The sequence below is a fragment of the Sphingobacterium detergens genome, from assembly GCF_003610355.1.
Classification (GTDB): Bacteria; Bacteroidota; Bacteroidia; order Sphingobacteriales; family Sphingobacteriaceae; genus Sphingobacterium; species Sphingobacterium detergens.
In genome coordinates, this window is record NZ_RAPY01000006.1 from 373,336 (window position 1) to 396,353 (window position 23,018).

22 protein-coding genes and 5 tRNA genes are annotated in these 23,018 nt (G+C 39.2%); 22 read left to right on the forward strand and 5 right to left on the reverse strand.

The window, feature by feature from the left end:
• Positions 1-60: 60 nt before the first annotated feature.
• On the reverse strand, positions 61-2,427 hold the full coding sequence (locus DFQ12_RS24245) for an ABC transporter permease (protein ID WP_120261623.1): 2,367 nt from the start codon (positions 2,425-2,427) through the stop codon (positions 61-63).
• Positions 2,428-2,515: 88 nt separating this feature from the next.
• Positions 2,516-3,769, reverse strand: coding sequence for an efflux RND transporter periplasmic adaptor subunit (locus tag DFQ12_RS24250; RefSeq protein WP_120261624.1), 1,254 nt, complete (start codon positions 3,767-3,769; stop codon positions 2,516-2,518).
• A gap of 324 nt (positions 3,770-4,093) precedes the next feature.
• Here DFQ12_RS24250 and DFQ12_RS24260 point away from each other — a divergent pair, with 324 nt between their 5' ends.
• The 4 genes from DFQ12_RS24260 (at position 4,094) to DFQ12_RS28420 (ending at position 8,988) form a co-directional block, all read left to right on the forward strand.
• Positions 4,094-5,476, forward strand: a complete 1,383-nt coding sequence (locus DFQ12_RS24260; protein ID WP_120261626.1) for a TolC family protein — start codon at positions 4,094-4,096, stop codon at positions 5,474-5,476.
• A gap of 31 nt (positions 5,477-5,507) precedes the next feature.
• Positions 5,508-6,869, forward strand: a complete 1,362-nt coding sequence (locus DFQ12_RS24265; RefSeq protein WP_120261654.1) for a sigma-54-dependent transcriptional regulator — start codon at positions 5,508-5,510, stop codon at positions 6,867-6,869.
• Between the two features lie 3 nt (positions 6,870-6,872).
• Positions 6,873-8,192, forward strand: a complete 1,320-nt coding sequence (locus DFQ12_RS24270; protein WP_120261627.1) for a sensor histidine kinase — start codon at positions 6,873-6,875, stop codon at positions 8,190-8,192.
• A 205-nt stretch (positions 8,193-8,397) separates the two neighbouring features.
• Positions 8,398-8,988 (forward strand): hypothetical protein, encoded by a 591-nt coding sequence (locus tag DFQ12_RS28420; RefSeq protein ID WP_120261628.1) that lies wholly within the window; start codon positions 8,398-8,400, stop codon positions 8,986-8,988.
• A 201-nt stretch (positions 8,989-9,189) separates the two neighbouring features.
• On the opposite strand, the gene DFQ12_RS24280 is transcribed toward DFQ12_RS28420, so the two are convergent.
• Positions 9,190-10,245 carry an outer membrane protein assembly factor gene (locus tag DFQ12_RS24280; protein WP_244211840.1) on the reverse strand — a complete coding sequence of 352 codons (1,056 nt, stop codon included), beginning with the start codon at positions 10,243-10,245 and terminating at the stop codon, positions 9,190-9,192.
• Between the two features lie 432 nt (positions 10,246-10,677).
• On the opposite strand from DFQ12_RS24280, the gene DFQ12_RS24285 reads away from it, so the two are divergent.
• The 8 genes from DFQ12_RS24285 to nusG all read left to right on the forward strand — a co-directional run bounded on the left by DFQ12_RS24285 (position 10,678) and on the right by nusG (position 13,417).
• A tRNA-Thr gene (locus DFQ12_RS24285) sits at positions 10,678-10,750 on the forward strand.
• Between the two features lie 26 nt (positions 10,751-10,776).
• Positions 10,777-10,857 (forward strand) — tRNA-Tyr (locus tag DFQ12_RS24290).
• A gap of 49 nt (positions 10,858-10,906) precedes the next feature.
• Positions 10,907-10,979: transfer RNA gene (locus DFQ12_RS24295), tRNA-Gly, on the forward strand.
• Positions 10,980-11,074: 95 nt separating this feature from the next.
• A tRNA-Thr gene (locus tag DFQ12_RS24300) sits at positions 11,075-11,146 on the forward strand.
• A 72-nt stretch (positions 11,147-11,218) separates the two neighbouring features.
• Complete coding sequence (gene tuf, locus DFQ12_RS24305) at positions 11,219-12,403, forward strand: elongation factor Tu (RefSeq protein ID WP_120261630.1); 1,185 nt, start codon at positions 11,219-11,221, stop codon at positions 12,401-12,403.
• A gap of 160 nt (positions 12,404-12,563) precedes the next feature.
• Positions 12,564-12,634: transfer RNA gene (locus tag DFQ12_RS24310), tRNA-Trp, on the forward strand.
• Positions 12,635-12,657: 23 nt separating this feature from the next.
• A complete protein-coding gene (gene secE, locus DFQ12_RS24315; protein ID WP_120261631.1) occupies positions 12,658-12,852 on the forward strand; it encodes a preprotein translocase subunit SecE in 195 nt (64 codons plus the stop codon).
• 19 nt (positions 12,853-12,871) lie between these two features.
• Positions 12,872-13,417, forward strand: a complete 546-nt coding sequence (gene nusG / locus DFQ12_RS24320; RefSeq protein WP_046672242.1) for a transcription termination/antitermination protein NusG — start codon at positions 12,872-12,874, stop codon at positions 13,415-13,417.
• Positions 13,418-13,532: 115 nt separating this feature from the next.
• On the opposite strand, the gene DFQ12_RS24325 is transcribed toward nusG, so the two are convergent.
• Complete coding sequence (locus DFQ12_RS24325; protein WP_120261632.1) at positions 13,533-13,826, reverse strand: helix-turn-helix domain-containing protein; 294 nt, start codon at positions 13,824-13,826, stop codon at positions 13,533-13,535.
• Positions 13,827-13,976: 150 nt separating this feature from the next.
• On the opposite strand from DFQ12_RS24325, the gene DFQ12_RS28240 reads away from it, so the two are divergent.
• On the forward strand, positions 13,977-14,117 hold the full coding sequence (locus DFQ12_RS28240; RefSeq protein WP_167457347.1) for a hypothetical protein: 141 nt from the start codon (positions 13,977-13,979) through the stop codon (positions 14,115-14,117).
• Here DFQ12_RS28240 and DFQ12_RS24330 read toward each other — a convergent pair.
• The gene (locus tag DFQ12_RS24330) at positions 14,114-14,758 is read right to left on the reverse strand and encodes a rhomboid family intramembrane serine protease (RefSeq protein WP_120261633.1); all 645 of its coding nucleotides are present in this window, start codon (positions 14,756-14,758) and stop codon (positions 14,114-14,116) included. The two genes, DFQ12_RS28240 and DFQ12_RS24330, sit on opposite strands and share 4 nt — an antisense overlap.
• Before the next feature lie 98 nt (positions 14,759-14,856).
• Between DFQ12_RS24330 and DFQ12_RS24335 the strand changes: the two genes are divergently transcribed.
• The 9 genes from DFQ12_RS24335 to rplL all read left to right on the forward strand — a co-directional run bounded on the left by DFQ12_RS24335 (position 14,857) and on the right by rplL (position 22,891).
• Positions 14,857-15,960: an HlyD family secretion protein gene (locus DFQ12_RS24335; protein ID WP_167457348.1), complete on the forward strand. Its 1,104-nt coding sequence runs from the start codon at positions 14,857-14,859 to the stop codon at positions 15,958-15,960.
• A 70-nt stretch (positions 15,961-16,030) separates the two neighbouring features.
• A complete protein-coding gene (locus tag DFQ12_RS24340; protein ID WP_120261635.1) occupies positions 16,031-18,193 on the forward strand; it encodes a peptidase domain-containing ABC transporter in 2,163 nt (720 codons plus the stop codon).
• Between the two features lie 58 nt (positions 18,194-18,251).
• On the forward strand, positions 18,252-19,577 hold the full coding sequence (locus tag DFQ12_RS24345; RefSeq protein WP_167457349.1) for a TolC family protein: 1,326 nt from the start codon (positions 18,252-18,254) through the stop codon (positions 19,575-19,577).
• 5 nt (positions 19,578-19,582) lie between these two features.
• The gene (locus DFQ12_RS24350; RefSeq protein ID WP_120261637.1) at positions 19,583-19,900 is read left to right on the forward strand and encodes an HTH domain-containing protein; all 318 of its coding nucleotides are present in this window, start codon (positions 19,583-19,585) and stop codon (positions 19,898-19,900) included.
• 92 nt (positions 19,901-19,992) lie between these two features.
• The gene (locus DFQ12_RS24355; protein WP_120261638.1) at positions 19,993-20,148 is read left to right on the forward strand and encodes a class IIb bacteriocin, lactobin A/cerein 7B family; all 156 of its coding nucleotides are present in this window, start codon (positions 19,993-19,995) and stop codon (positions 20,146-20,148) included.
• A 601-nt stretch (positions 20,149-20,749) separates the two neighbouring features.
• Entirely contained in the window at positions 20,750-21,193 is a 444-nt protein-coding gene (gene rplK, locus DFQ12_RS24360) for a 50S ribosomal protein L11 (RefSeq protein ID WP_028072660.1), read from the forward strand.
• A gap of 22 nt (positions 21,194-21,215) precedes the next feature.
• Positions 21,216-21,914 (forward strand): 50S ribosomal protein L1, encoded by a 699-nt coding sequence (gene rplA / locus DFQ12_RS24365; protein WP_046672240.1) that lies wholly within the window; start codon positions 21,216-21,218, stop codon positions 21,912-21,914.
• Positions 21,915-21,916: 2 nt separating this feature from the next.
• The gene (rplJ, locus tag DFQ12_RS24370) at positions 21,917-22,435 is read left to right on the forward strand and encodes a 50S ribosomal protein L10 (protein WP_104384851.1); all 519 of its coding nucleotides are present in this window, start codon (positions 21,917-21,919) and stop codon (positions 22,433-22,435) included.
• 78 nt (positions 22,436-22,513) lie between these two features.
• Complete coding sequence (gene rplL, locus DFQ12_RS24375; RefSeq protein WP_002992785.1) at positions 22,514-22,891, forward strand: 50S ribosomal protein L7/L12; 378 nt, start codon at positions 22,514-22,516, stop codon at positions 22,889-22,891.
• Positions 22,892-23,018: the final 127 nt, after the last annotated feature.

Sequence of the window (23,018 nt, forward strand, 5' to 3'; positions counted from 1 at the left end):
TCGCTTTAGGCGGTTATTATTCTGTTTAATTCTATTCTTTTAAATTGTTTATTTTTCTGTTTATTCGTCTCTGAGTGTTTTGGTCGGATTGGCTATCGCTGCTTTAAAAGCTTGTGAGCTAATCGTTAATAAGGCTATAATTATTGCAGATAGGCCACTCAGTACAAAGACTGTCCAAGAAATAGTAATATGATGTGCATAGTCTGCGAGCCATTTGTGCATGAAAATCCAGGCAATCGGGAATGCAATGATACAGGAGATACCAATAAGGATAATAAATTCGCGATTGAGCATCTGAATAAGACCGGAAACGGAAGCACCGAGGACTTTGCGTATACTGATCTCTTTGGCACGTTGTTCTGTCGCAAAGGCAGCTAAACCAAATAGGCCTAGGCATGAAATAATAATCGATATGATGGCAAATACGCTGGATAGCTGTTGTATAAAAAGTTCAGCCTGAAATTTGCTATTGAAGGTTTCATCCAAAAATTTGTAATCGAAAGGAAATCCGGGATTATTTTTCACAATAATCTTTTCAATTTGCTGGATAGCTTGTGGCAGGTCAATCCCTGCTTTTGTACGGATATTCAATAGACCGCTCTCTCTGACCAGGGGTACAAATAACATGGGATCTGGATCGGCATATACGTTGTTATAAACAAAGTTTTTGACGACTCCGGCAATCGTGTAATTCTCTCCGCCGTAATTGAGGATACTACCCACTACATGACCATCTTTGCGGATTAATTTAGCAAGGGTTTCATTAATAAGAACTGACGTGCTGTCTCCTAGTAAATTGGCGTGGAAGTTTCTTCCATCAAACATTTTAAGATCTAATGCTGGTACTAAGCCTTCATCGGCACGCAACATTCCGATCAGAATACTCTTGTTGGGATCTTTTCCTTCCCAATTGAAACCAGATGTATTATTGTAAATGTTGAGAATACTCACATCACTGACACCAACCTGCTCCACTAGCCCGGTTGCGATGAGCTGGTTTTTGATCAGGGGAAGATGTTTGGCCATGTCCCCTTGCAATGCTGTGGTCAATACCTGGCTCTTGTCAAAACCTAGGTCTTTATTTTTGTTATGTTGTATTTGCTGATAAATGATAATCGTACAAATGATCAGTACAACTGATGCGGTATACTGTAGCACAACCAATCCCTTGCGGATAAGACTTCCGGTCCCAGCTTTCTGCTTTGCTCCTTTGATGGTCGATAGTGGTTTAAAAGCGGACAGAAAGAATGCGGGATAACTTCCTGCAAATAGTCCGCATATTAAAGTAATTGTGATGACAAAGGCAAGATGCATCGGTTTTAATAAATCGACCTGAAGGTCTTGGCCAATCATGGTATTAAATGGCCGAATACAAATATAAACCAATAAAATAGCAACTAATGAGGAAATAGAGGCTAGGACCAATGATTCTGCGAGAAATTGTCCGATCAGCGATTGACGACTTGCACCAACAACTTTGCGCATACCGACTTCTTTTGCTCTTTTTTCGGATCTGGCGGTAGCAAGATTCATAAAATTGATACAGGCAATCAGCAAAACGATCCAAGCAATAATGGTGAACAGACGAATATTTTTTAAGCTTCCTTCTTTCTCATTTCCACTGTTATCAAATCGGTTATGCGTAATCCATCTTTCCATAGGATAGAGGAAGTTTTGTGAAAAAGTAACCTCGCCATTGGTTTTGTTTTTGACGTAGTTCATGAGCTGTTTGTTGATTTGATCAACATTTGCCTTGTCTTCAACCTGAATCAAAGTCTGGAGACCATTATTGTCCCATCTGGTCAACCAGTCTTGGGTAGCCTCAAATTTTTTGAAGGGAATTAACCATTGAAATTCATAACTGCTATTTTTAGGGAGGTCCTTTGTAATGGCTGAAACGATGTAAAGATCTTTGTTATTGGTCTTCACTGTTTTGCCTAACGCTGGTTGACTACCAAATAATTTTTTCGCACCAGATTCTGATAAAATGATGTTATCTACTTTGTCAAATGCAGTCTTACGATCTCCTTCCATAAATTCAAGGGAAAGTACATCGGCAATGGTCGCGTCAGCATATAGTCCATTTTGAAATAAATTGTTGTCACCAACGGAGAATAACATTGGGCTATTCCATGTCATACGTACGGCATGTTTAATGCCCGGAATCTCTTTCGCTATATTTTGTGCCAGGGGACCGGGGGTTGATTCGAACACAAAGGTTGCACCATCATAGGTCTGTTTTGACTTGACGACGTAGATATCTTTTTTGTTTGGGAAGTTATCGTTATAACTTAACTGATTTTCTACCCATAAAAAGATCAATGATGCCGCTGCAATGCCGATCGCTAACCCAAAAATATTGAGAAAGCTATAACCTTTGGTTTTCCAAAGGTTACGAAAGGCTGTTTTTATAAAGTTCTTTATCATCGTGGTATTGCGTAATCGGTGTTGCTTATTCAGATTTTGGTTAAATGAGCCAGTGGATTACCACTGGCTTTATTTTTTCAATTCAAATTTACCTCTTGATACTTAATTCCTGGACTTTATCATAGGTTTCGTAGCTCGATACGACTACCTTGTCTCCGGGTTGCAATCCTTTGATCACTTCATAGTATTCCGGATTCTGTCTGCCCAGTTGGATGTCAACACGATAGGCTGTATTTCCATTCTTATCGAGTTTGAAGATCCAGTTGCCACCTGTCTGCTGATAGAAACCACCTTTAGCTAATAATAATGCTTTCGTTTCATCACTTAAGGCGAGACGTATCTGTAAAGTCTGTCCACGGCGGATTCCTTTGGGTACTTCATTGATAAATTCCATATCGACCTGGAAGCGGCCATTGGTTACCTGTGTATATACCTTTTTAATACGAAGCTTGTAGGTTTTGTCACCAATGGAAAACTCGCCCTGAAGATCTGGGAAAATACGGTTGATATAATGCTCGTCAATATCAGCACGCACTTTAAATCCGGTCAGTACGTCAATCTGTCCCAAACGTTCGCCCGCATTTTTGTTCTGTCCGATTTCAGCATCAAAAGCGGTTAACTGACCATCTACAGGTGCGCGTACAATAAGGTCGCCGATTTTCCGTTTCATTAATTCCAATGCACTTTGCGTACGTTGGTAAGTCTGTTTATCTTGATTGGTTTTTTGAGCGTTGGATATTTCGTCTTGTTTTAGAATCTGTTTTGTTAGATTGACTCGTTCCTTTTGGTAATTATATTCGTTTTTTGATTTTTCAAATTCCTGTGTGCCAATGGCTTTTTCCGCGAGCAATTTTCTGTTTAAATTATAGATACGCTCGGCTTCTCTAAAAGCCTGTTCGACATCTGCCATCTGGTTGCGGTTGGTAATAGTTGCTTGTTGGGCATTAGTCTGAGCGATCTGCGACTGTGTCAAAAGGTTCAGTACTTGTGTTTCCTGTTGAACTAACGTGAGTTCCTGATCTGTATTGGATAGACGCATAATCGGATCACCTTTTTTTAAGACAGTACCATCTTCAACAAATTTCTCCTCCACACGACCACCTACAGAAGCATCGAGATAGATGCTACTGATTGGAAGCACTGTACCATTGATTGGAATGAATTCCTGAAAGTTACCATTTTTTATTTCGACAATAGAGATACGGTCCGCTTCTACATTTAGCTTGCTTTTGCCCGAGGTAAAGTAAAAACTAGCGCCGATTAATCCAACGATGCCAGCAATCCCTACAATGGTCATAATGCGTTTGCTATTCCACTTCTTCTTTTCTAAAGGTCTGTCCATAATTTAATATCAATTTGCTATGTAACTATGAAAGCTGTGCCAATAATTTAACCTGTTGATTTTTAGTTGTTTATTTTGTTTGTACTGCTGTTCGGTGTTCGATAGCGGACACTTCATGTACGATGGCGTACAACCTCGGTCCTATCTGCGATTTTTACGGTTTATTTTTATTGTCTTTTAATAAGATTGTGTGGGTGTTCAATATCGGACAGTTGATTGTACGAACTTGGACATTGATCGTTCGTGGTTTTGTGCATCTTGTTGATAATCAGAAATTTTATTGTTTGGCATGGGGATGGTCTGCTTGGAAAACAAAAAGTGGATATGAAGAGAATCTATATATATAGTACATTGTGTTTTTTGCTGACTTATATGAAAGTTGACGCACAGCAGACTGAGCAAGGAACAGGGGAGAAGGATGTTTTAAAAATAGAAGCTGCCGCTAACGGAGATAAGCAAGATGCAAAACGCAGCTTGGCCGAATGTATCCAGTTGGCGATAAAAGCCAATCCTACCTTATTACAAAATGAATTAGCTGTTAAACGTGCGGAGGTGAATCTTTCACAAGCCAAATCGAATCGATTACCTGATTTAAATGGACGTTTAGGTCATAGCCTTACCTCGGGGCGTTCAGTTGATAACTCCACAAATCAATATATTACGAGAAATAATTCCTCTGGAAATTTTTCGTTGGACGCTAGTGTACCCGTTTTTAATGGATTTCGCATATTGAATGATATTCGGATGCGTGCAGATGCGAAGACTGCTGGAAAACTTGAGTTTGATTCGCAGGTCAACGCGTTGAAACTGGATGTTATTACGGCTTATATTCAGGTGTTAACAGCACAAGATGTGTTGAAGCAATCGGAGATGCAAACAGAGGTCACGCGTGAGCAGGTACGTCGTGCTGAAGCGATGCAAAAAGAAGGAGCAATTAATCCCGGTGATTATTTTGATCTAAAAGGGCAACTTGCTAACGATATTAATACGATCGAAAGCAATAAACAGATCCTTTATACCAATCGTGTAAAGCTAGCCAGTTTTTTAAATGTTGAAGAGGCGCACTTGGGCGATTTGCAGGCATTGGAATTAAAAGCTGATGCACAAAAATTGGACGCTATAGCACTTTATAAATTAGCGACGGAGAGCCTTCCAGATATTCCTGCACTGGAATGGAAAATTAAGGCCGCCGAAAAGAATATTAAAATAGCACAATCATCCTATTGGCCTTCTTTATCTTTAAATGGTGGATTGAACTCGAATTATTCCAAAAATGGAATGGATGGGGATTATTGGTATCAGATGCGAAATAATGTTGGGAAGTATGTATCACTAAATCTTTCAATACCTGTTTTTAATAGATTTAAGGTTAAGAATGATGTTAAACTGGCTAAATTGGATTTGGAATCAAGTAAATTTCAACGCGAGATTGCACTGAATAATTTGAGGGCCGAGACAGCAAATGCGGTTTTTAACCTGAAAAATGCCAGCAATACAATCACTCAATTACATGAGCAAAATACAAATTACGCTGAATCATTTCGCATCGCTAAGGTAGTCTTCGAGCTGGGAAACAGTAATTCGGTCATATTTTTAACTGCAAAGACCAAATATGATAATAGCCAGATTCAATTGGTTGTCAAGCAATATGAATGGTTGCTACAAAAATATATCAATGATTATTACGCAGGCTCGTTAAATTTATAGTTATCTTAGTGTCTGAATGAAGCCAGGGAATATGAAAAAAGCATCTATTTTAGTTGTCGACGATGACCAAGATTTACTTACAGCAGCAAGGATCTTGCTAAAACCTAAAGTCAGCCACGTTCAAGTCGAATCTAATCCAGAGAACCTGATTGGGCATTTGGAGAAAATGCCTTATGACCTTGTGCTTCTGGATATGAATTTCAAAAGCACAATCAATACCGGAAATGAGGGTTTATATTGGTTGTCGCGGATCAAGGAAAAATTCCCGCAGGTGCATGTGATTATGATCACTGCCTATGGTGCGGTAGATCTGGCTGTAAAATCGCTGAAACAGGGTGCCGCTGATTTTGTGGTCAAGCCTTGGGAAAACGAGCAGCTGCTGGCAACAATTGAAAGCACACTTGCTGAATCAAAAAATAAAGAGAAGAAAAATAAGAGTTCGTTGTTGCGCTCCAGCAATAGCCCGGATCTGATCGGTAACTCAGTGGTCATGGACGAACTGCAATATAAGCTTGAGAAAATAGCACCAACGGATGCCAATATCTTGATCTTGGGTGAAAATGGTACAGGTAAGGATTTAATTGCGCAGGCTATTCAACGGCGCTCATTACGTTCGGATCAGGTCTATGTGAAAGTTGACGTAGGAGCATTGACGGAAACTTTGTTTGAAAGTGAACTTTTCGGCTATAAAAAAGGGGCATTCACAGATGCACGTGAAGACCGTCAGGGACGTTTTGAAGCGGCAAATGGTGGAACGTTGTTTCTGGATGAAATCGGAAATATCTCCTTACAGCAACAGGCCAAACTGTTAACTGTACTGCAAAATCGACAGGTTACACCGCTGGGTTCTTATCAACCGATCCCTGTGGATATACGCCTAATCTCCGCAACAAATGTATCCCTTAAACACTTGGCCGACGAAAGCCGTTTTCGGAAGGATCTGATTTATCGGATCAATACCGTGGAAATTCAGGTTCCTCCTTTACGGGATAGGGGAGAAGATATTAGACTATTGGCGGCACATTTTCTGGATATCTATGCGAAGAAGTACAATAAACGGATAGAAGGATTTGAACCGGATGCCATAAAAAAGCTCTTTGCTTACCACTTTCCCGGAAATGTGCGTGAGTTACAATACAGTATCGAACGGGCTGTAATCATGGCCGATCAAGTAAGTATTGCTGGAAATGATCTGTTTTTCTCTCCTATTGAGCAGCAAGCAGAACAGGTCGTTGTTGAATCCGTTCCTAGTAGTCAAAATCTGGAAGAGTTGGAGCGAAAAGCCATTAAGTCGGCCATCGAACGTTTTAATGGAAATATCAGTAAGGCAGCAAAGGAACTGGGGCTTACCCGTGCGGCACTCTATAGGCGTTTGGAGAAATACGATATCTAGTCTATGAGACATGGAAAGATTTTAAATGTAATTAAGATTATTTTGCTGTTGGTAGCTGCGGTTGTGGGTGCCTACCTCTTGCTGAAGCGTGAGTATGTACAAGCGTCTTTAATCTTTTGTATTATGCTCTATCTTGGCTTTAATCTATATGCCCAATATAATTTTTTGGAAAGGCAGCTTGTGGAATTTGCCGAGGCAGTTAAATATCGCGATTTCACACGACGTTTTTTGGTAAAAAACCCAAAATCGGTTGAGGGACAGCTTTTTCTCGCTTTTAATCAGATTAACGAAACATATAAGGAAATCAACATTAAACAGGAGATCCAGCACCAGTACCTTGATCGTGTCATCAATATGCTTAACTCGGCTATTATCTTTTATGAAATGGACACAGGGAAAGTAATGTGGGTAAACGATGCCTTCAAACAGCTTTTTCATCTACCACACCTGGGGAATATTGCCGGCTTAAAAAAGAAAAATCCTGACCTTTATGAAAAGACCATGTTACTCGATAATGGGCGGCAACAAATGGAGTCTATTCAGTCAAGTAAAGGAAAGATAAAATTATTAATTCAGAGTTCTAGTTTTGAAACACAAGATGCGATATTTCGCATTGTCGTTTATCAAAATATCAACGAAGCTATTGACGAGACTGAGACAAAGGCCTGGCATAAATTATTGCGTGTACTTACACATGAGATCATGAATTCTATTGCGCCGATCAGTTCATTAGCTGAAACACTCAACGGCCGTTTGGATCATTTCAGGGGACATGAGGACATTGATGATTTAAAAACTGGTATATCTACCATCAAACGTCGAAGCGAGGGGCTTTTACATTTTGCAAAAAGCTACCGCATGATCAACAAAGTGGATCAACCACAGGTGGCTCCGATTCAGGTTTCCCAATTATTTGAACATATCTATCAGTTGCTCGAGCCAACGTTAATTCAGAAAAATATTGATGTTGATATCATTTTAAAGAATACCCGGTTGATACTGTATGCTGATGTCAACTTGATTGAGCAAGTTATTATCAATCTGATGCTAAATGCTATTGATGCAGTAAAGACCAGGGAGGAAGCTTATATCAGTTTGTCTGCACTGGAAATTGACGGAAGTGTGCAGATTCGTATCGAAGATAATGGTTCGGGGATTCCCGCTGATCTCCAGGAACAGATATTTACACCTTTTTTTACAACAAAGAAAACGGGAACAGGGGTTGGTCTGACCCTGAGCAAGCAAATTATGTTGCTGCATAAGGGTACCATCTTTCTCAATAGTGTTGAGGGAGAAGGTAGTGCTTTTATACTTCAATTTTAAATATCATCCCACATACAATGTCTTATTATACAGAAGCTCTCCTTATATCCCGAATAGGGTTTTAAATGACTTGTTTATGTCTACGTGCTTGAATGTTCCATGTGAAATAATTAGTAAAAGTGGTATTGTGATATGTAAAACTAAGGTCGATTCTTGCTGGATTCGGACGTGAAATGCTTTTTACTAGTGCTATAGATGATTAAATATGCCGCTACAGAACGAGAATTTAATTGTATATCAGGGTAAATTTTTCGATGTTTGCAGCAAAATGAATTACCACCTGAAGTATTGGCGCCATTATTTCATCTCCCATAGCCGACATGGGACACATTCTCCCTTTGTTTATAAATTGGTCGATGAAGTAATTTATCAGAAAGATGATCCTGATACGGTCTCAAACTTGCCTCACGACATCAGAGCAGGAGGAAAGGCAGAGGAAAAAAAATATCTGTTGGTCGATCGTCTATTAAAGGCTTTTGCTTATGATCAGTTTGTGTTTTTGACCGAAAAACCTCTAGCGAGTTATGAGACACTATTCAAAGATAGGGTCGGAAGTTACTCTTTTCGGAAGATCTATTATGTAGATCAGATGAATCTTGACTTGAATTTGCTGAATGCTATCAATGAAAGGGATATGCTGATTGTGAACGAACCGCATTTGTCAGCAGAACGTGAAGACTATTGGAACAGGCTAAAGGATGATGGTCGCGTAGTTGTCAGCATAGATCTGTATCGAATTGGCTTGGTCTTTTTTAGAGCCGGGCAACGTAAAGAAAATTTTCTGATCAGGTTTTAGCATGTTCGATGTCCTTCCTACAGTCTTTAATGAATGTTTACTCAGGATATTGAAAGCTATTAACTTCGTGTTATGACTGGAGCGTGAGCAGGCTGTCTGGATAATGACTCCACTTGGAAAGGTGGACTTGACGTGGACTCGAGGCGGTCAGTAAGAACCTTCATGCGCTCATAGCCGTAGCTGAACGCATGAAGATATTATTTAAAAAGCTTCACTTAGGGATAGATAGAAGCCTGATTGACGTTTCTCACCAGCTCTTTGTTCGCCATAAGAATAATCAAATCGAATACTACTATTGTGTTCTAAACTGAAGAAGTAGCGCAATCCGCCACCATAACTGGGTACATACCTGCTGCTATTTTCTTTTGAAAAGGTTGATCCAATTCCCGAAAAACCGACAATGCCAAAACGAGGATGAAAGCGATAGCGTAATTCAGCTTGCGAAGCGAGGTAGTTTTTGTCACGATAACGCCCGAGGTAATATCCGCGCATCATCATATCACCACCTAATTCACGGTAATTATAGAAAGGAATTGTTTTTCCAAATGTCGAACGAAAGATCCCTTGAAGGGCCAGTGTGACTTTTTTATGTAATGGAATAAATCCGCGGAGGTCTAGATCCAGATTAGCTCCATTAAAGTCTGTGCTGGTCCATAACTTAGGTGCGTAAGCCAGCCGCAATTTGGCATAATAACCACGTGTACTATAGGAAACATTGTCCCGATTGTCAAATAACTGAGATAGACCGAGCAGCAATTGTTGCCCGCCCTCTTTTCCAATAAGATCGGATCGGTTAAATATATGGTCGCTACTATCACTACGGATCGAAAAATTATCGTACTGTATATTGATTCCGGAATACAGATTGTTGCCGACTTTTTTTTCTGCCTCCAATTTTACGCGAAATAGCTTTTGATCGACGCGTTCTTCATCTGCCTTCCATGTATCCATACCAATGCCGTAATAATTAAATGGCCAGTTGCGGTAACGGATTTCACTTACAAAATGGTAGTCGTTATTTTTTGTCCAAAGATCGGTTTGAAATTTAAAATTTGACTGATGTTTGGATGTAAAGGTTCCCATCAATGTCATCGTGGATGTACGAATATGGGGATCTGACTTGTCCAGGTAAAAATTATATGAGCTGGCTAATCCATATTCTACGCCTGTTTCTTGTGCGTAACCGACGGCAGGTAAAACCATAAAACTGCCTGAACGGGTAGAGTCCTTTTCGGCAGAGAGGAATTTTTTACTCAATTTTTGAATAATATTTTGAGCTTTCAAATCGCTTGTTCCGGCTATAAACAGAGTGCAGAGCACCGTATACCGAGTAAGTTTTGAAAGTGATTGCGGTAAAATTTGCATGCCCAAAGATAGTACATTAGGCAAATAACCAAAATAGGCAAATAAACAATTAAAAATTATTGTGCTGCATATCAGTATAATTGACAAAAAGTGTTGTTTTTTTTTGGTAAATATTTTTGTAAAGTGAGTTTTGTGTCTATCTTTGCATCAGCAAACAAGGGAACAACGGTTCTTAACAACGAAGTTTGCTTAGTTCTTTAAATGAAAAAAAAGTAAAAAATAAACTTGCAATAATCAAAAGTAAATTCGATATTTGCACTCGCTGAAAAGATAAAACATCTGATAGGCGTTGATAGAACGTAAGTTATTTAAAAAATATTAGAAGCCTCTTTAGCTCAGCTGGTAGAGCAACTGACTTGTAATCAGTAGGTCATTGGTTCGATTCCGATAAGAGGCTCTAAATGTAACGAAAGTTACAGGTCTGGAGGGGTTCCAGAGCGGTCAAATGGGACGGACTGTAAATCCGTTGCTTCGGCTTCGAAGGTTCGAATCCTTCTCCCTCCACACTTTTTTTTAATTGGAGTTTAGATTTACTCTAGTTTCTAATTATTAAGCGGAAGTAGCTCAGTTGGTAGAGCGATAGCCTTCCAAGCTATAGGTCGCGAGTTCGAACCTCGTCTTCCGCTCAAATTTTTCAAGTATTAAATTTAGTCTCTATCTTCTTTGATAATAATGTATCTAAAGGTGGGGGCATTAATACGTAAATAAGGTTTTTTAGTAAGCCGAAGTAGCTCAGGGGTAGAGCACTTCCTTGGTAAGGAAGAGGTCGTGGGTTCAAATCCCATCTTTGGCTCGTACTTGTGTAAAAGTTAAGCAAGAGTATATAACAAATAGAAATAATTTATAATTACTAATTCGCATAAACATGGCAAAAGAGAAATTTGACCGTAGTAAACCACACTTAAACATTGGTACTATCGGTCACGTTGACCACGGTAAAACTACAACTACAGCTGCTATCACTAAAGTATTGGCTGATAAAGGTTTGTCAGAAGCTCGTTCATTTGATTCAATTGACTCTGCTCCTGAAGAAAAAGAGCGTGGTATCACAATCAATACTGCACACGTAGAATATTCTACAGCTAACCGTCACTATGCACACGTTGACTGTCCAGGTCACGCTGACTACGTTAAGAACATGGTAACTGGTGCTGCTCAAATGGACGGTGCTATCATCGTAGTTGCTGCGACTGATGGTCCTATGCCTCAAACTCGTGAGCACATCTTGTTGGCTCGCCAGGTAGGTGTTCCTGCGTTAGTAGTATTCATGAACAAAACTGACTTAGTTGATGACTCTGAGTTGTTAGACTTAGTAGAGATGGAAGTTCGTGAGTTATTGTCATTCTACGAATTCCCAGGTGATGATATCCCTGTAATCAAAGGATCTGCTTTAGGTGCATTGAATGGTGAGCCTGAGTGGGTTGAGAAAATCATGGAATTAATGGATGCTGTTGATAACTACATTCCAATTCCTCCACGTTTAACTGAGTTGCCTTTCTTGATGCCAGTAGAGGACGTATTCTCGATCACAGGTCGTGGTACAGTTGCTACAGGTCGTATCGAAAGAGGTGTAATCAACTCTGGTGATCCAGTTGAGATCTTAGGTATGGGTGCTGAGAACTTGAAATCTACAGTAACAGGTGTTGAGATGTTCCGTAAAATCTTAGATTACGGTGAGGCTGGTGATAACGTAGGTTTATTGTTACGTGGTATTGAGAAAACTGATATCAAACGTGGTATGGTTATCTGTAAACCAGGTTCAGTAACTCCTCACGATCATTTCAAAGCTGAGGTTTACGTATTGTCAAAAGCTGAAGGTGGTCGTCACACTCCATTCTTCAACAAATACCGTCCTCAATTCTATTTCCGTACAACTGACGTAACTGGAGAGATCTCTTTACCAGAAGGTACTGAAATGGTTATGCCAGGTGATAACGTTACAATCAGCGTGAAATTAATTTCTGCTATTGCAATGGAAAAAGGTCTACGTTTCGCTATCCGTGAGGGTGGTCGTACAGTAGGTGCTGGTCAGGTAACTGAAATCATCTAGTCTGTAAAGATCTAGAAAAATATAAAATAAGCTAATCGACTGAGGTTGATTAGCTTATTTTTTCGATAAGCGATTTATCGGATTAAAATAAAAAAAAGTTAAAAAAGATTTGCAGAAAGTGGTTTAAAACACTATATTTGCATCACAAAATAAGAAATACACGGGCATAGTTTAAAGGTAGAACGAAGGTCTCCAAAACCTTTGGTCTGGGTTCGAGTCCTGGTGCCCGTGCTTATAAAAACAGATAAACTAAAATGGCAAAAGTACTTGATTTTTTTAAAGACTCTTATGTAGAGATCACTGAGAAAGTGACTTGGCCTACATGGTCTCAGTTGCAAAGTTCAGCTGTTATTGTGCTTATTGCATCTCTTCTTATTGCATTGGTAGTCTTTGTAATGGATAAGGCTTCAAGCGTAGGGTTAGAGTTCTTGTACGGTATTGCTTCTTAATTTTCAATAGTATTTATTTATGGCAGATCAAGGTTTAAAATGGTACGTAGTTCGTGCTGTAAGTGGGAAAGAGAAGAAAGTAAAGCAATATATTGATGCCGAGGTTAGTCGTTTAGGTATTGAACACTTGATTCCTCAAGTGTTGATTCCAATGGAAAAATATTACTTGATGCGCGATGGTAAGAAGGTCGCTAAAGAGCGTAACTACTACCCGGGATACGTTTTATTAGAAGCCGCATTGGATGGAGAGTTGGAGCACATCATTAAGAATATCAATAGCGTAATTGGTTTCTTGGGAGATAAAGCTGGAAACGCTGTCCCTTTACGCCAAGCAGAAGTTAACCGTATCTTAGGTAAGGTTGATGAAATGGCTGAGCAGGGTGAAACCATTAATGTCCCTTACTACGTTGGTGAAACTGTAAAAGTAAACGATGGTCCTTTTAACGGTTTTACAGGTGAAATTGAAGAGGTACATGAAGACAAGAAGAAATTGATCGTCATGGTGAAGGTCTTCGGTCGTAAGACGCCACTTGAATTGAACTACATGCAAGTAGAAAAAGAGTAAGATTAGTAATTAACGATAGAGAAAAGCTTTCCATGAAAATTGGAAGGCTTTTTTTGTTTTTAGCCAAAAAAGCAAGGAGGCAGCGATGCTTCTTAAGAAACAACCTAATTTGGCTTTAAACAGTCTTACGGTCTTTTTTAAGCCAGCGGTTGATATAATGATATAATAAGCTTAATAGGTTTTCGCCGGTAACGTCACTGGCTAATGATGGTGGTAATAATTCGTAAACACTAATTCCAAAATAATCTGCTATTTTGTATACCTGATCTACTTTTATCTTGGTCTCATTCCGTTCAATTTTTGAATATGCTGCCTGTGACATATCCAATACATAGGCAACTGCCTCTTGCGATATCCTTAGGCTCTCCCTCTTTTGTCTGATATAAGTTCCGATTTGCGCCACTGCCATTTCTTTTAAAAATATAGCGATTCTAATTTAATAAATAAAAGTTGAATTTGTAGTATTTTTTATTTCAAAACTTATAGTTGTAAAATATAACTTGTAGTTGTGGTATATAACAGCTATTTCTAGCAAATTTGAAATGTAAAAATTTAAATTATGATGGAAGATAAAATCACAACAATCGACATTCAAGAAATGACTTTATCCGAAATGATGGATACTGAAGCTGGAGGCGAGCGAAAAGATGAAAAAAGTGGAAACTTTTGGGAGGCAATGCTCCTCTTGATTTCCTTCTAATTAAATGCTTCCCGTAACTCAACGGTATAGGGGCTGATTAGAAGTGCTAAAACCGATCCCAAAATAAAAGCAATCAGATGCAACGATCTATTAATCTTGGTATTTTTTATAAAGGAAGACAAGATTAACAGCAGTAAAATATAGATCCAATACTGAGCAGAGTTGTGTATCCAAGGAACAAAGAGATGATTGATTTTTTGTAATGGAAAAAACAGCGCCGAAAAACCATATAAGCCTAGGGATAGTCCCGATGCTCCAATAGATGTGAAGATAAAATTCTTACGATGTAAGTAGGTTTGACATAAATTAGGTAGCACAATTAATGTAAGCACCAAAATAGGGGTTACTAAGTAAGAGACCGTCTGTCCAAACTCCTGTTTGAGTATACTAGTCATATCATAGACCAAACTGAATATCACAATACAATTAAACAGTAAATGTAGCCAACCGCGATGGATCAAAGCTGAGGTAAATAAAGTATGTGTCCGTTTACCATTTGCAATCTCATAAGGGTGTAGGATCAGCGCATGAAAGAAAGGTTTATAGTAAAAACCAATGGTGCTACAGATCATAACTACAGGAACGAGTGTATACGAATAAGGTGACTCTGAGAAGGTTGGAAATATATCAAAAAATTTCATTTGGTTCGCTTTCCTAATGCTGCTAAAATAGATAATAAATTTCAAAATATAACTCTGGGTTGTAGTGTGTATGTAATCCAATGTTCAAATTTGTAGAAATGAAAAGAGCGAATTATATCTATATATTGTTGATTTTAGCGTTTGTCGGCAGTATTGCGATGCTACCGGTTATAAAAGTTCCGATTTCTATTTCCGCCCGCGGCGCCATTCGACCAATTATTGATAACACAAAGATTCTGTCACTGGTGAGCGGACTTGTCGTGGATAATCGTATCACGCATAGTAACCAGCAAGTCAAACAGGGGGATACGTTAATGATCGTAGTTTCCAAAGACCTAGAGAACAAGCTTGTATTGAACCGGGACCTGCAAACTGACTATACGCAGCAAATCTCGGATCTGAAGTTGATTCTTCATGGAAATGCAGCAAGTCTTCCTGCTGGGCAATATAAACTCGAGTATCTTTCCATGGAACAGCGGATGTCAGAAGTGAAGTCTCAGCTTACCCTGGCACGCCGGGAATATGAACGAAACAATCAATTATATACACAAGGTGTCGTAGCGCTGGCCGAGCTGGAAAAAAGCAAATATACTTTTGAGCAACTGGAAAATCAGGTTTTATCCATAAAGAAACAGCAGATGGCACAATGGAGTGCGAAGCTGGTTGAGCTACAGCAAAAATCACAATCGCTGTCTTCGGAGAAGAGATCAATTCTGATAGACGGTGAAAACTATGTGGTCCGGGCACCACTAGGTGGTACTGTCGTTAATTTTAAGGGATACCAGAAGGGAAGTCCAATCGTACAGGGGCAGGATCTCCTGGAGATCTCTCCTGAAGATAATCTCATCGCTGAATGTATGATTCCAGCGAAATCAATTGGATATATCAGGCATGACCAGGCTGTGAAGTTTCAGATGGATACCTACAATTATAATCAATGGGGCTTACTTAATGGAAAAGTAACGGATATAGATTATAATCTTATTGAAGACCAACAGAAGGGGGCCTTTTTTAAGGTACGTTGTCGTATAGATCAAAATTACCTGAGCCTACCAAATGGAAATAAAGTTTTCGTTGGAAAGGGCAATACTTTTAATGCGCGTTTTTACCTTCTGGACCGAACATTATGGCAGTTACTATTTGATAGGGCAGATGAGCTATTCAATCCCAATTTGGGGACTAGTATGTCTTCGATTCAATAAAACTTACTTGCTCACCGATTATTAACTATCTCTCGACAGAGAACCAAACATTTCTAAATAAGCTAATCCGATGAAAAAAACACCAGTTTGTATTCAACAACATGATATCCGTGACTGTGGTGCTGCCTGTCTCGCTTCCATCGGTAGCTATTATGGAATCGATATGCCCATCGCTAAGATCAGGCAGTATTGCCATACTGACATTCGAGGTACAAACGTATTGGGAATGGTGCAGGGGCTTCAACAAATGGGGTTTAATGCGAAGGGAGTCAAAGGGGCAATAGATGCGATACCGCAAATTCCTTTGCCTGCCATTGCGCATGTCATTCTGAAGGGGCAGCTGAATCATTATGTCGTTATTTACAAGGTAGACAAAAAGACAGTGCTGGTCATGGATCCGGGACCGGGAAAGCTAGAAAAGTATACAATTGATGAATTTCAGGAGATATGGACGGGTGTTCTTATCTTGATGGAGCCCAATGAGTATTTCGAACAGAAGAACGAAAAAACGAGTGTCTACAAACGTTTTTGGAATCTTATCAGACCCCATCGTTCAGTGGCTGTTCAGGCACTGGTTGGGGCAGCAGTATATACTCTCCTGGGATTATCAACTTCATTTTATATACAGAAGATAACGGATTATGTCCTGATTGACGGAAATGTCAGGTTACTCAACCTGCTTTCCATCATCATGCTGGTTATCTTGGTTTTCCAGCTGTTAATAGGAACGCTCAAGAGCGTGATGGTTTTACAGACAGGGCAGCGCATTGATAAATATCTTATTTTAGGTTATTATAAGCATCTTCTGACGCTACCACAGCGTTTTTTTGATACGATGAAAGTCGGAGAGATCATCTCTAGGGTCAATGACGCAGTAAAGATCCGCGCTTTTATCAACGATGTGGCGATCCAGGTCGTGGTTAACGTATTTATCGTCGTTTTTTCCTTCGCATTGATGTTTACTTACTTCTGGAAGCTTGCGCTCCTGATGTTGTTGGTCATCCCGTTCTATGCTGGAGTCTATTGGCTATCCAATAGACTTAATAAAAAGGTCGAACGGAGAATGATGGAAGAGAGTGCCGAATTGGAATCCCATTTGGTTGCTTCCCTGAATGCGGTAAAGACAATAAAACAATTCGGTATTGAAACTTATTTTAATAGTGAAACCGATAAGCGGTTTTCCCGGTTACTGCGGACTATCTACGATTCGGTAATGAATGGTCTGTTTTCAGGTACGGCTGGTGAATTTCTTTCCCGATTATTTACGATTATTCTGTTATGGGCCGGTTCATATTATGTGATCGAGCGTACCATAACTCCAGGTGAATTATTGTCGTTTTATGCATTGATCGGATACTTTACAGGACCAGTTACACAGCTGATCGGGATGAATAAAACCATGCAAAATGCGCTTATTGCTGCTGACCGGTTATTTGAGATTATGGATCTGGAATGTGACGAAAACGAGAATAAGTTACATCTAACATCGAATCTTATTGGGGATATTGTATTTGATAATGTCCGTTTTTCCTATGGTTCGAGGGTTGAGGTATTCCGGAATTTTAGCTGTAAGATTAAGCAGGGGAAAATGACAGCCGTTATCGGTGAAAGTGGAAGTGGCAAGACAACCTTGGGCGCATTGATCCAGCAGTTATACCCTGTGCAGGAAGGCAAAATCAGTATCGGCGAATACGACCTGAATTACATTTCCAAATCTTCATTGCGTGAACGCATATCTATCGTTCCGCAACAGATAGATTTATTTTCAGGCAATGTGATCGATAATATAGCGGTCGGCGAAGATGTTCCCAATTTTCAACATTTTTTGGAAATCGTCAATGAACTGGAGATGATGCCATTCATAGAAAAACTGCCTTCGGGCTTTGATACTTATCTGGGGGAAAATGGTTCTATGCTGTCTGGAGGGCAACGTCAACGCATTGCTATTGCAAGGGCCTTGTACCGGAATCCAGATATATTGATCTTGGATGAGGCAACCTCAGCGCTCGATTCGTCTACAGAACAAGTTATTCAACGCGCTTTTCATCGTTTCCGGGATTCAGGAAAAACTATGATCGTCATCGCTCATCGTCTCAGCACAATTGCAGCTGCTGATACCATCCTTGTCCTAAAAGACGGCGTACTTATCGAACAGGGGGAACATGACCAGTTGCTGGCCCAGGAGTCAGCATATAGAGAGATGTGGAAGAAGCAGTCCATATTGTTAAACTAAAGTAGTATACAGGGGTAGCCATAAGGAAAAAGTGATAATGAATAAACGAATGATCCTCATGAAAAAAACAATAGGCCTATCTGTTTTGTTTGTTCTAATGTGTGTACATGTGATTGCTCAGAAAGCTTGGACACTACAAGAGTGCATCGATTATGCGGTAGTACATAATTTGCCAATAAAGCAACAAGATGTGAAAGCCGCAATAAAAGAACTGGATCAGGAAATGGCCATCCGGGAACGCTTACCTAGTATCAACGGGTACGTTAATGGTTATACGACGTTTGGCCATTCACAAGATGTCTTTGGTACAATCAGAAGGAACGACAATATGAATAGCAATATGGGTATAAATAGTGAAATTACTTTATATCAGTATAACTATTTTCGTAATCAGGCAAAAAAGGCAGCCTCAGAAGCTGAACAGGAGCGGATCGAAATGGAAATATTGAAGAGAGATCTGACGGTTCGGGTAATGGAATCCTATTTGGAGTCTTTATTGACGAAGGCACTTGTCACAACCCAGGATTCTGCCATTCGCTTTTCAATGCAGTTACTTCAAAAAGCTGAGAAAAGCACCGCTATTGGAACAACGGCCCAATCTGTTGTTGCGGAAGCGAAGTCCAATTTATCAAGGGAGAGACAACAGTATCAACAATATCATAAGGAATTGCAAAAGTCGGTACTCAAGCTAGCTCAGTTATTGAATTTTGTCGATTATAAAAAGCTTATCCTAGCCGATCCAATGTTAGAAAATGACCTATCAAGCTATAAAGTTTATCCTGATTTAATGTCAATAAGAGAAGAGGCGTATCTACACAATCCTACGCTCAATAAATATAGAGGACAGATAGAACAATTAGCGATAGAGTCTAAGCTGATCAAATCCGCTCTGTATCCTACAGTCAAAGGATCGGCGAGTCTCGGAAGTACTTATTTTAATGCATTCAAGGCTCCGGGTGAAAGATCCTTTTTTATTCAGAGTAAAGACAATTTTGCACAGCAACTGGCGGTGACGGTGTCCGTCCCCATCTTTAATAAAGGGAAAACAAAACGGCAATTACAGCAGGTTGCGCTTAATAGGCAGGCGATCGAGCTCTCGTCAGAAAATGAGAAACTCCTCCATCAACAGATTTTGGACAAACTATTGCTCGAATTAGAGGAAAATAAACAATTGTATACGATTGCTCAGGAAGCAAGTGCGGCTACCGGTCAGTCTCTTATGTATACATTGAGGAGTTTTGAGGCCGGCAAGGTGTCTATTTATGATATCAATACGAGCAAAAATAATTTAATGAAAGCTGATACGGAGACAATACGGGCGAAGTACAATGTATTGTTCAATCAGATCATGCTACAATATCAGATTTATGGAGATATAAACTAACGACTATGCAGCTATTTAAATATATTGACAGAATAAACCTGCTGGACAAATTGATCCGGCAGCGTAAAACCGGTACGCAGAGTGAATTAGCTTCACGGCTGGGGATTTCAGTATCACGTCTGGCACGTATTATTGAACACCTGAAAGATCTTGGTGCTCCAGTTGCCTTTGACCGATCGAATAGTACGTATTACTATGAGAATGAATATTCCATCCAAATAAAAGTGGATATTCAACAGCTCAATCTTAACCAGATGAAGCATATCTCAGCAGGTGATTATTTTGTCCAAACTAATTTTTTAAATGCTTTTTTTGTGCATTGAACAAATGTAATTTAGTATTGTTGATCAACGCAGCAGGAATCCGAAAAAGCTTGAAATAGAGTAGGAAATTAATTTTTATAAACTTAACTAAGATGAATAAGTCAGATTTAACGAAATTGGGTCTTCAAGAAATGAACCAACAAGAAATGGTAAATGTAGAAGGTGGTTGCATTACTTTGACAGGAATTATCAAAGGTGTAACTAATGTCCTTGTCAACACGATTAACTTTATTAAAGGTTTGTTATAAAAATATTTAAGGTAAATGGAGAACTGATTCAGGAGGTTGGTTCTCTATTTACCTTATCAGTTATCCTAGAAGCAATTCTTCTGGCTTTATCGTTTGCGACAGGAGGGGGATTCCTGTTTTTGTTTTGATGATACTGTATCGTATAGTTTCCGCTTTCAATATTTTCAAATTGCTTCGCGAGATTTAGCAATCATTCCGGCTCCGGTATTTTGTGTTTGCCCTGATTCCATTTAATTTTACTGTTTTGTTTCTTGTTCTTCCTTTGTTCCAAAGGTGTCGGTTTTCGTTCCTACTATGCCAAGCGTGTTTTATGATGTGTAGTTTGAGGTAATATCATATTGTAATTTTTTGCTTTTGATAAGACACGGACGAATAGGTTGGTCATATAAAATAAAGAGCCTTAGAGAGGTTTTGCAATTTTGGTTGGCTTTGAGAAAAAAAACATAAATTCCTGAAAAATTAAAAGTTAGATACTTGCAGGATTCAAATCTTCTTATTAACTTTGCACCTCGGTTGGGGTGTTACGTCCTGATCGATGAATGTTACGTTATTTGCTTCCAACTTACTAACAGACATTTAACAAAATTAAATTCAAAACAAAATGGCAAAAGAAGTCAGTGCGTTAGTAAAATTACAAGTTAAGGGCGGAGCTGCGAATCCTTCACCTCCAGTAGGACCTGCATTAGGTGCTAAAGGTGTGAATATTATGGATTTCTGTAAGCAGTTTAACGCTCGTACGCAAGACAAACCAGGTCAAGTATTACCTGTTGTCATTACAGTTTACGCGGATAAGTCATTTGATTTTATCATCAAGACTCCACCGGTAGCAGTTCAGTTGAAAGACGCTGCTAAATTAAAAAGTGGATCTGGCGAGCCTAACCGTAAGAAGGTTGCGGCTATCACTTGGGAACAAGTTGAGACAATCGCTAAAGATAAAATGCCTGATTTAAATGCATTTACTGTAGAGGCTGCTATGAGAATGGTAGCTGGTACAGCACGTAGTATGGGTATTACTGTATCCGGTAATGCTCCTTGGAACAATTAATTAAGAAATCAATTTAAGAAAAGTGGCTAGATTAACAAAAAATCAAAAAGCGGCACTATCCAAAATTGAAGCTGGTAAAGCATACTCTTTAAAAGAAGCTTCGGCTTTAGTTAAAGAAATCTCATTGACCAAATTTGATGCTTCTGTGGATATCGACGTTCGTTTGGGCGTAGATCCTCGTAAAGCAAATCAAATGGTGCGTGGTATTGCAACATTACCTCACGGTACTGGTAAAACTGTTCGCGTTTTAGTTTTGTGTACTCCTGATAAGGAAGAAGAAGCTAAAGCAGCAGGTGCAGACTACGTAGGTTTAGATGATTACATCAGCAAAATTGAAGGTGGTTGGACTGACGTTGATATCATTATTACTATGCCTAGTGTTATGGCTAAAGTTGGTAAATTGGGTCGTATTTTAGGTCCAAGAAACTTGATGCCTAACCCTAAAACTGGTACAGTTACAACAGAAGTTGGTAAAGCTGTAACAGATGTAAAAGGTGGTAAGATCGATTTCAAAGTTGACAAAACCGGTATCATCCATACTTCTATTGGTAAAGCGTCGTTCGATGCAGATAAAATATATGATAACGCATTAGAGGTATTACAAACTCTAGCACGTTTGAAACCATCTGCAGCTAAAGGAACTTACTTTAAAAGTATTCACATTTCCTCAACTATGAGTCCTGGTATTCATATTGAGACTAAATCAGTAGCAGGTATTTAATCATGAGAAAAGAAGAAAAACAAGAAATTGTTCAAGCTTTGGCCGAACAGATTAAATCTTACGGTAACTTCTATATTACCGATACTGCTGAGTTGTCAGTTGAAAAAGTGAATAACATTCGTCGTAAATGTTTTGAGCAAGGTATCGAAATTAAAGCTGTTAAAAACACTTTAATTAAGAAAGCATTGATCGAAGCTGGTGTTGAAGAAGAAGATATTTTTGGAACGCTTAAAGGAGCGTCTACAATGATGTTTTCAGAAGTCGCTAATGCACCTGCTAAATTGATCAAAGAATTGCGCAAAACAGGTGAGAAACCGTTGTTAAAAGCGGCTTTCATTGAGGCAACAGCATTCGTAGGAGATAATCAATTAACTGCATTAGTTAATCTTAAATCTAAAAACGAACTTATTGCTGACGTTATCGCGGCATTGCAGTCACCTGCGAAAAATGTTATTTCGGCTCTTCAATCAGGAGGAAATACTGTTGCAGGTTTAGTAAAAGCTTTAGAAGAAAGAGGTTAACGAATCCTCTAGAACAGAATCATTCGTTACAATTTAATTAACAATTTTTACAAAGTACATTCAAAAATTCAAAATAAAATGGCAGATTTAAAACAACTTGCTGAACAGTTAGTTAACTTAACAGTAAAAGAAGTTAAAGAATTAGCTGATATCTTAAAAGACGAGTATGGCATCGAGCCTGCTGCTGCTGCTGTTGCTGTAGCTGCTGCTCCAGCTGAAGGTGGTGCTGCTGCTGCAGAAGAGAAAACTTCATTTGACGTTATCTTGAAAGAAGCTGGTGGTCAAAAATTAGCTGTAGTTAAATTGGTTAAAGATTTAGCTGGATTAGGCTTGAAAGAAGCTAAAGATTTAGTTGACGGAGCACCTAAAGAATTGAAAGCTGGTGTATCTAAAGACGAAGCAGAAGCTTTGAAAAAACAATTAGAAGAAGCTGGTGCTGTTGTTGAGATTAAATAATCTCAACTAATTAGCCCGAAAAGGTTTAGACTCTGACGATTTTTCGTCAGAGTCTATTCCTATTTATATCAATACGCCACTATGCTGTGTATATGCTGGGCACAGTGGACATGTGGTTTACAGCATG

Coding starts and splice junctions, on each gene's coding strand:
- DFQ12_RS24245 (WP_120261623.1), bottom strand. CDS start 2,427: ATGATAAAGAACTTTATAAAAACAGCCTTTCGTAACCTTTGGAAAACC.
- DFQ12_RS24250 (WP_120261624.1), bottom strand. CDS start 3,769: ATGGACAGACCTTTAGAAAAGAAGAAGTGGAATAGCAAACGCATTATG.
- DFQ12_RS24260 (WP_120261626.1), top strand. CDS start 4,094: ATGAAGAGAATCTATATATATAGTACATTGTGTTTTTTGCTGACTTAT.
- DFQ12_RS24265 (WP_120261654.1), top strand. CDS start 5,508: ATGAAAAAAGCATCTATTTTAGTTGTCGACGATGACCAAGATTTACTT.
- DFQ12_RS24270 (WP_120261627.1), top strand. CDS start 6,873: ATGAGACATGGAAAGATTTTAAATGTAATTAAGATTATTTTGCTGTTG.
- DFQ12_RS28420 (WP_120261628.1), top strand. CDS start 8,398: ATGCCGCTACAGAACGAGAATTTAATTGTATATCAGGGTAAATTTTTC.
- tuf (WP_120261630.1), top strand. CDS start 11,219: ATGGCAAAAGAGAAATTTGACCGTAGTAAACCACACTTAAACATTGGT.
- secE (WP_120261631.1), top strand. CDS start 12,658: ATGGCAAAAGTACTTGATTTTTTTAAAGACTCTTATGTAGAGATCACT.
- nusG (WP_046672242.1), top strand. CDS start 12,872: ATGGCAGATCAAGGTTTAAAATGGTACGTAGTTCGTGCTGTAAGTGGG.
- DFQ12_RS24325 (WP_120261632.1), bottom strand. CDS start 13,826: ATGGCAGTGGCGCAAATCGGAACTTATATCAGACAAAAGAGGGAGAGC.
- DFQ12_RS28240 (WP_167457347.1), top strand. CDS start 13,977: ATGATGGAAGATAAAATCACAACAATCGACATTCAAGAAATGACTTTA.
- DFQ12_RS24330 (WP_120261633.1), bottom strand. CDS start 14,758: ATGAAATTTTTTGATATATTTCCAACCTTCTCAGAGTCACCTTATTCG.
- DFQ12_RS24335 (WP_167457348.1), top strand. CDS start 14,857: ATGAAAAGAGCGAATTATATCTATATATTGTTGATTTTAGCGTTTGTC.
- DFQ12_RS24340 (WP_120261635.1), top strand. CDS start 16,031: ATGAAAAAAACACCAGTTTGTATTCAACAACATGATATCCGTGACTGT.
- DFQ12_RS24345 (WP_167457349.1), top strand. CDS start 18,252: ATGAAAAAAACAATAGGCCTATCTGTTTTGTTTGTTCTAATGTGTGTA.
- DFQ12_RS24350 (WP_120261637.1), top strand. CDS start 19,583: ATGCAGCTATTTAAATATATTGACAGAATAAACCTGCTGGACAAATTG.
- DFQ12_RS24355 (WP_120261638.1), top strand. CDS start 19,993: ATGAATAAGTCAGATTTAACGAAATTGGGTCTTCAAGAAATGAACCAA.
- rplK (WP_028072660.1), top strand. CDS start 20,750: ATGGCAAAAGAAGTCAGTGCGTTAGTAAAATTACAAGTTAAGGGCGGA.
- rplJ (WP_104384851.1), top strand. CDS start 21,917: ATGAGAAAAGAAGAAAAACAAGAAATTGTTCAAGCTTTGGCCGAACAG.
- rplL (WP_002992785.1), top strand. CDS start 22,514: ATGGCAGATTTAAAACAACTTGCTGAACAGTTAGTTAACTTAACAGTA.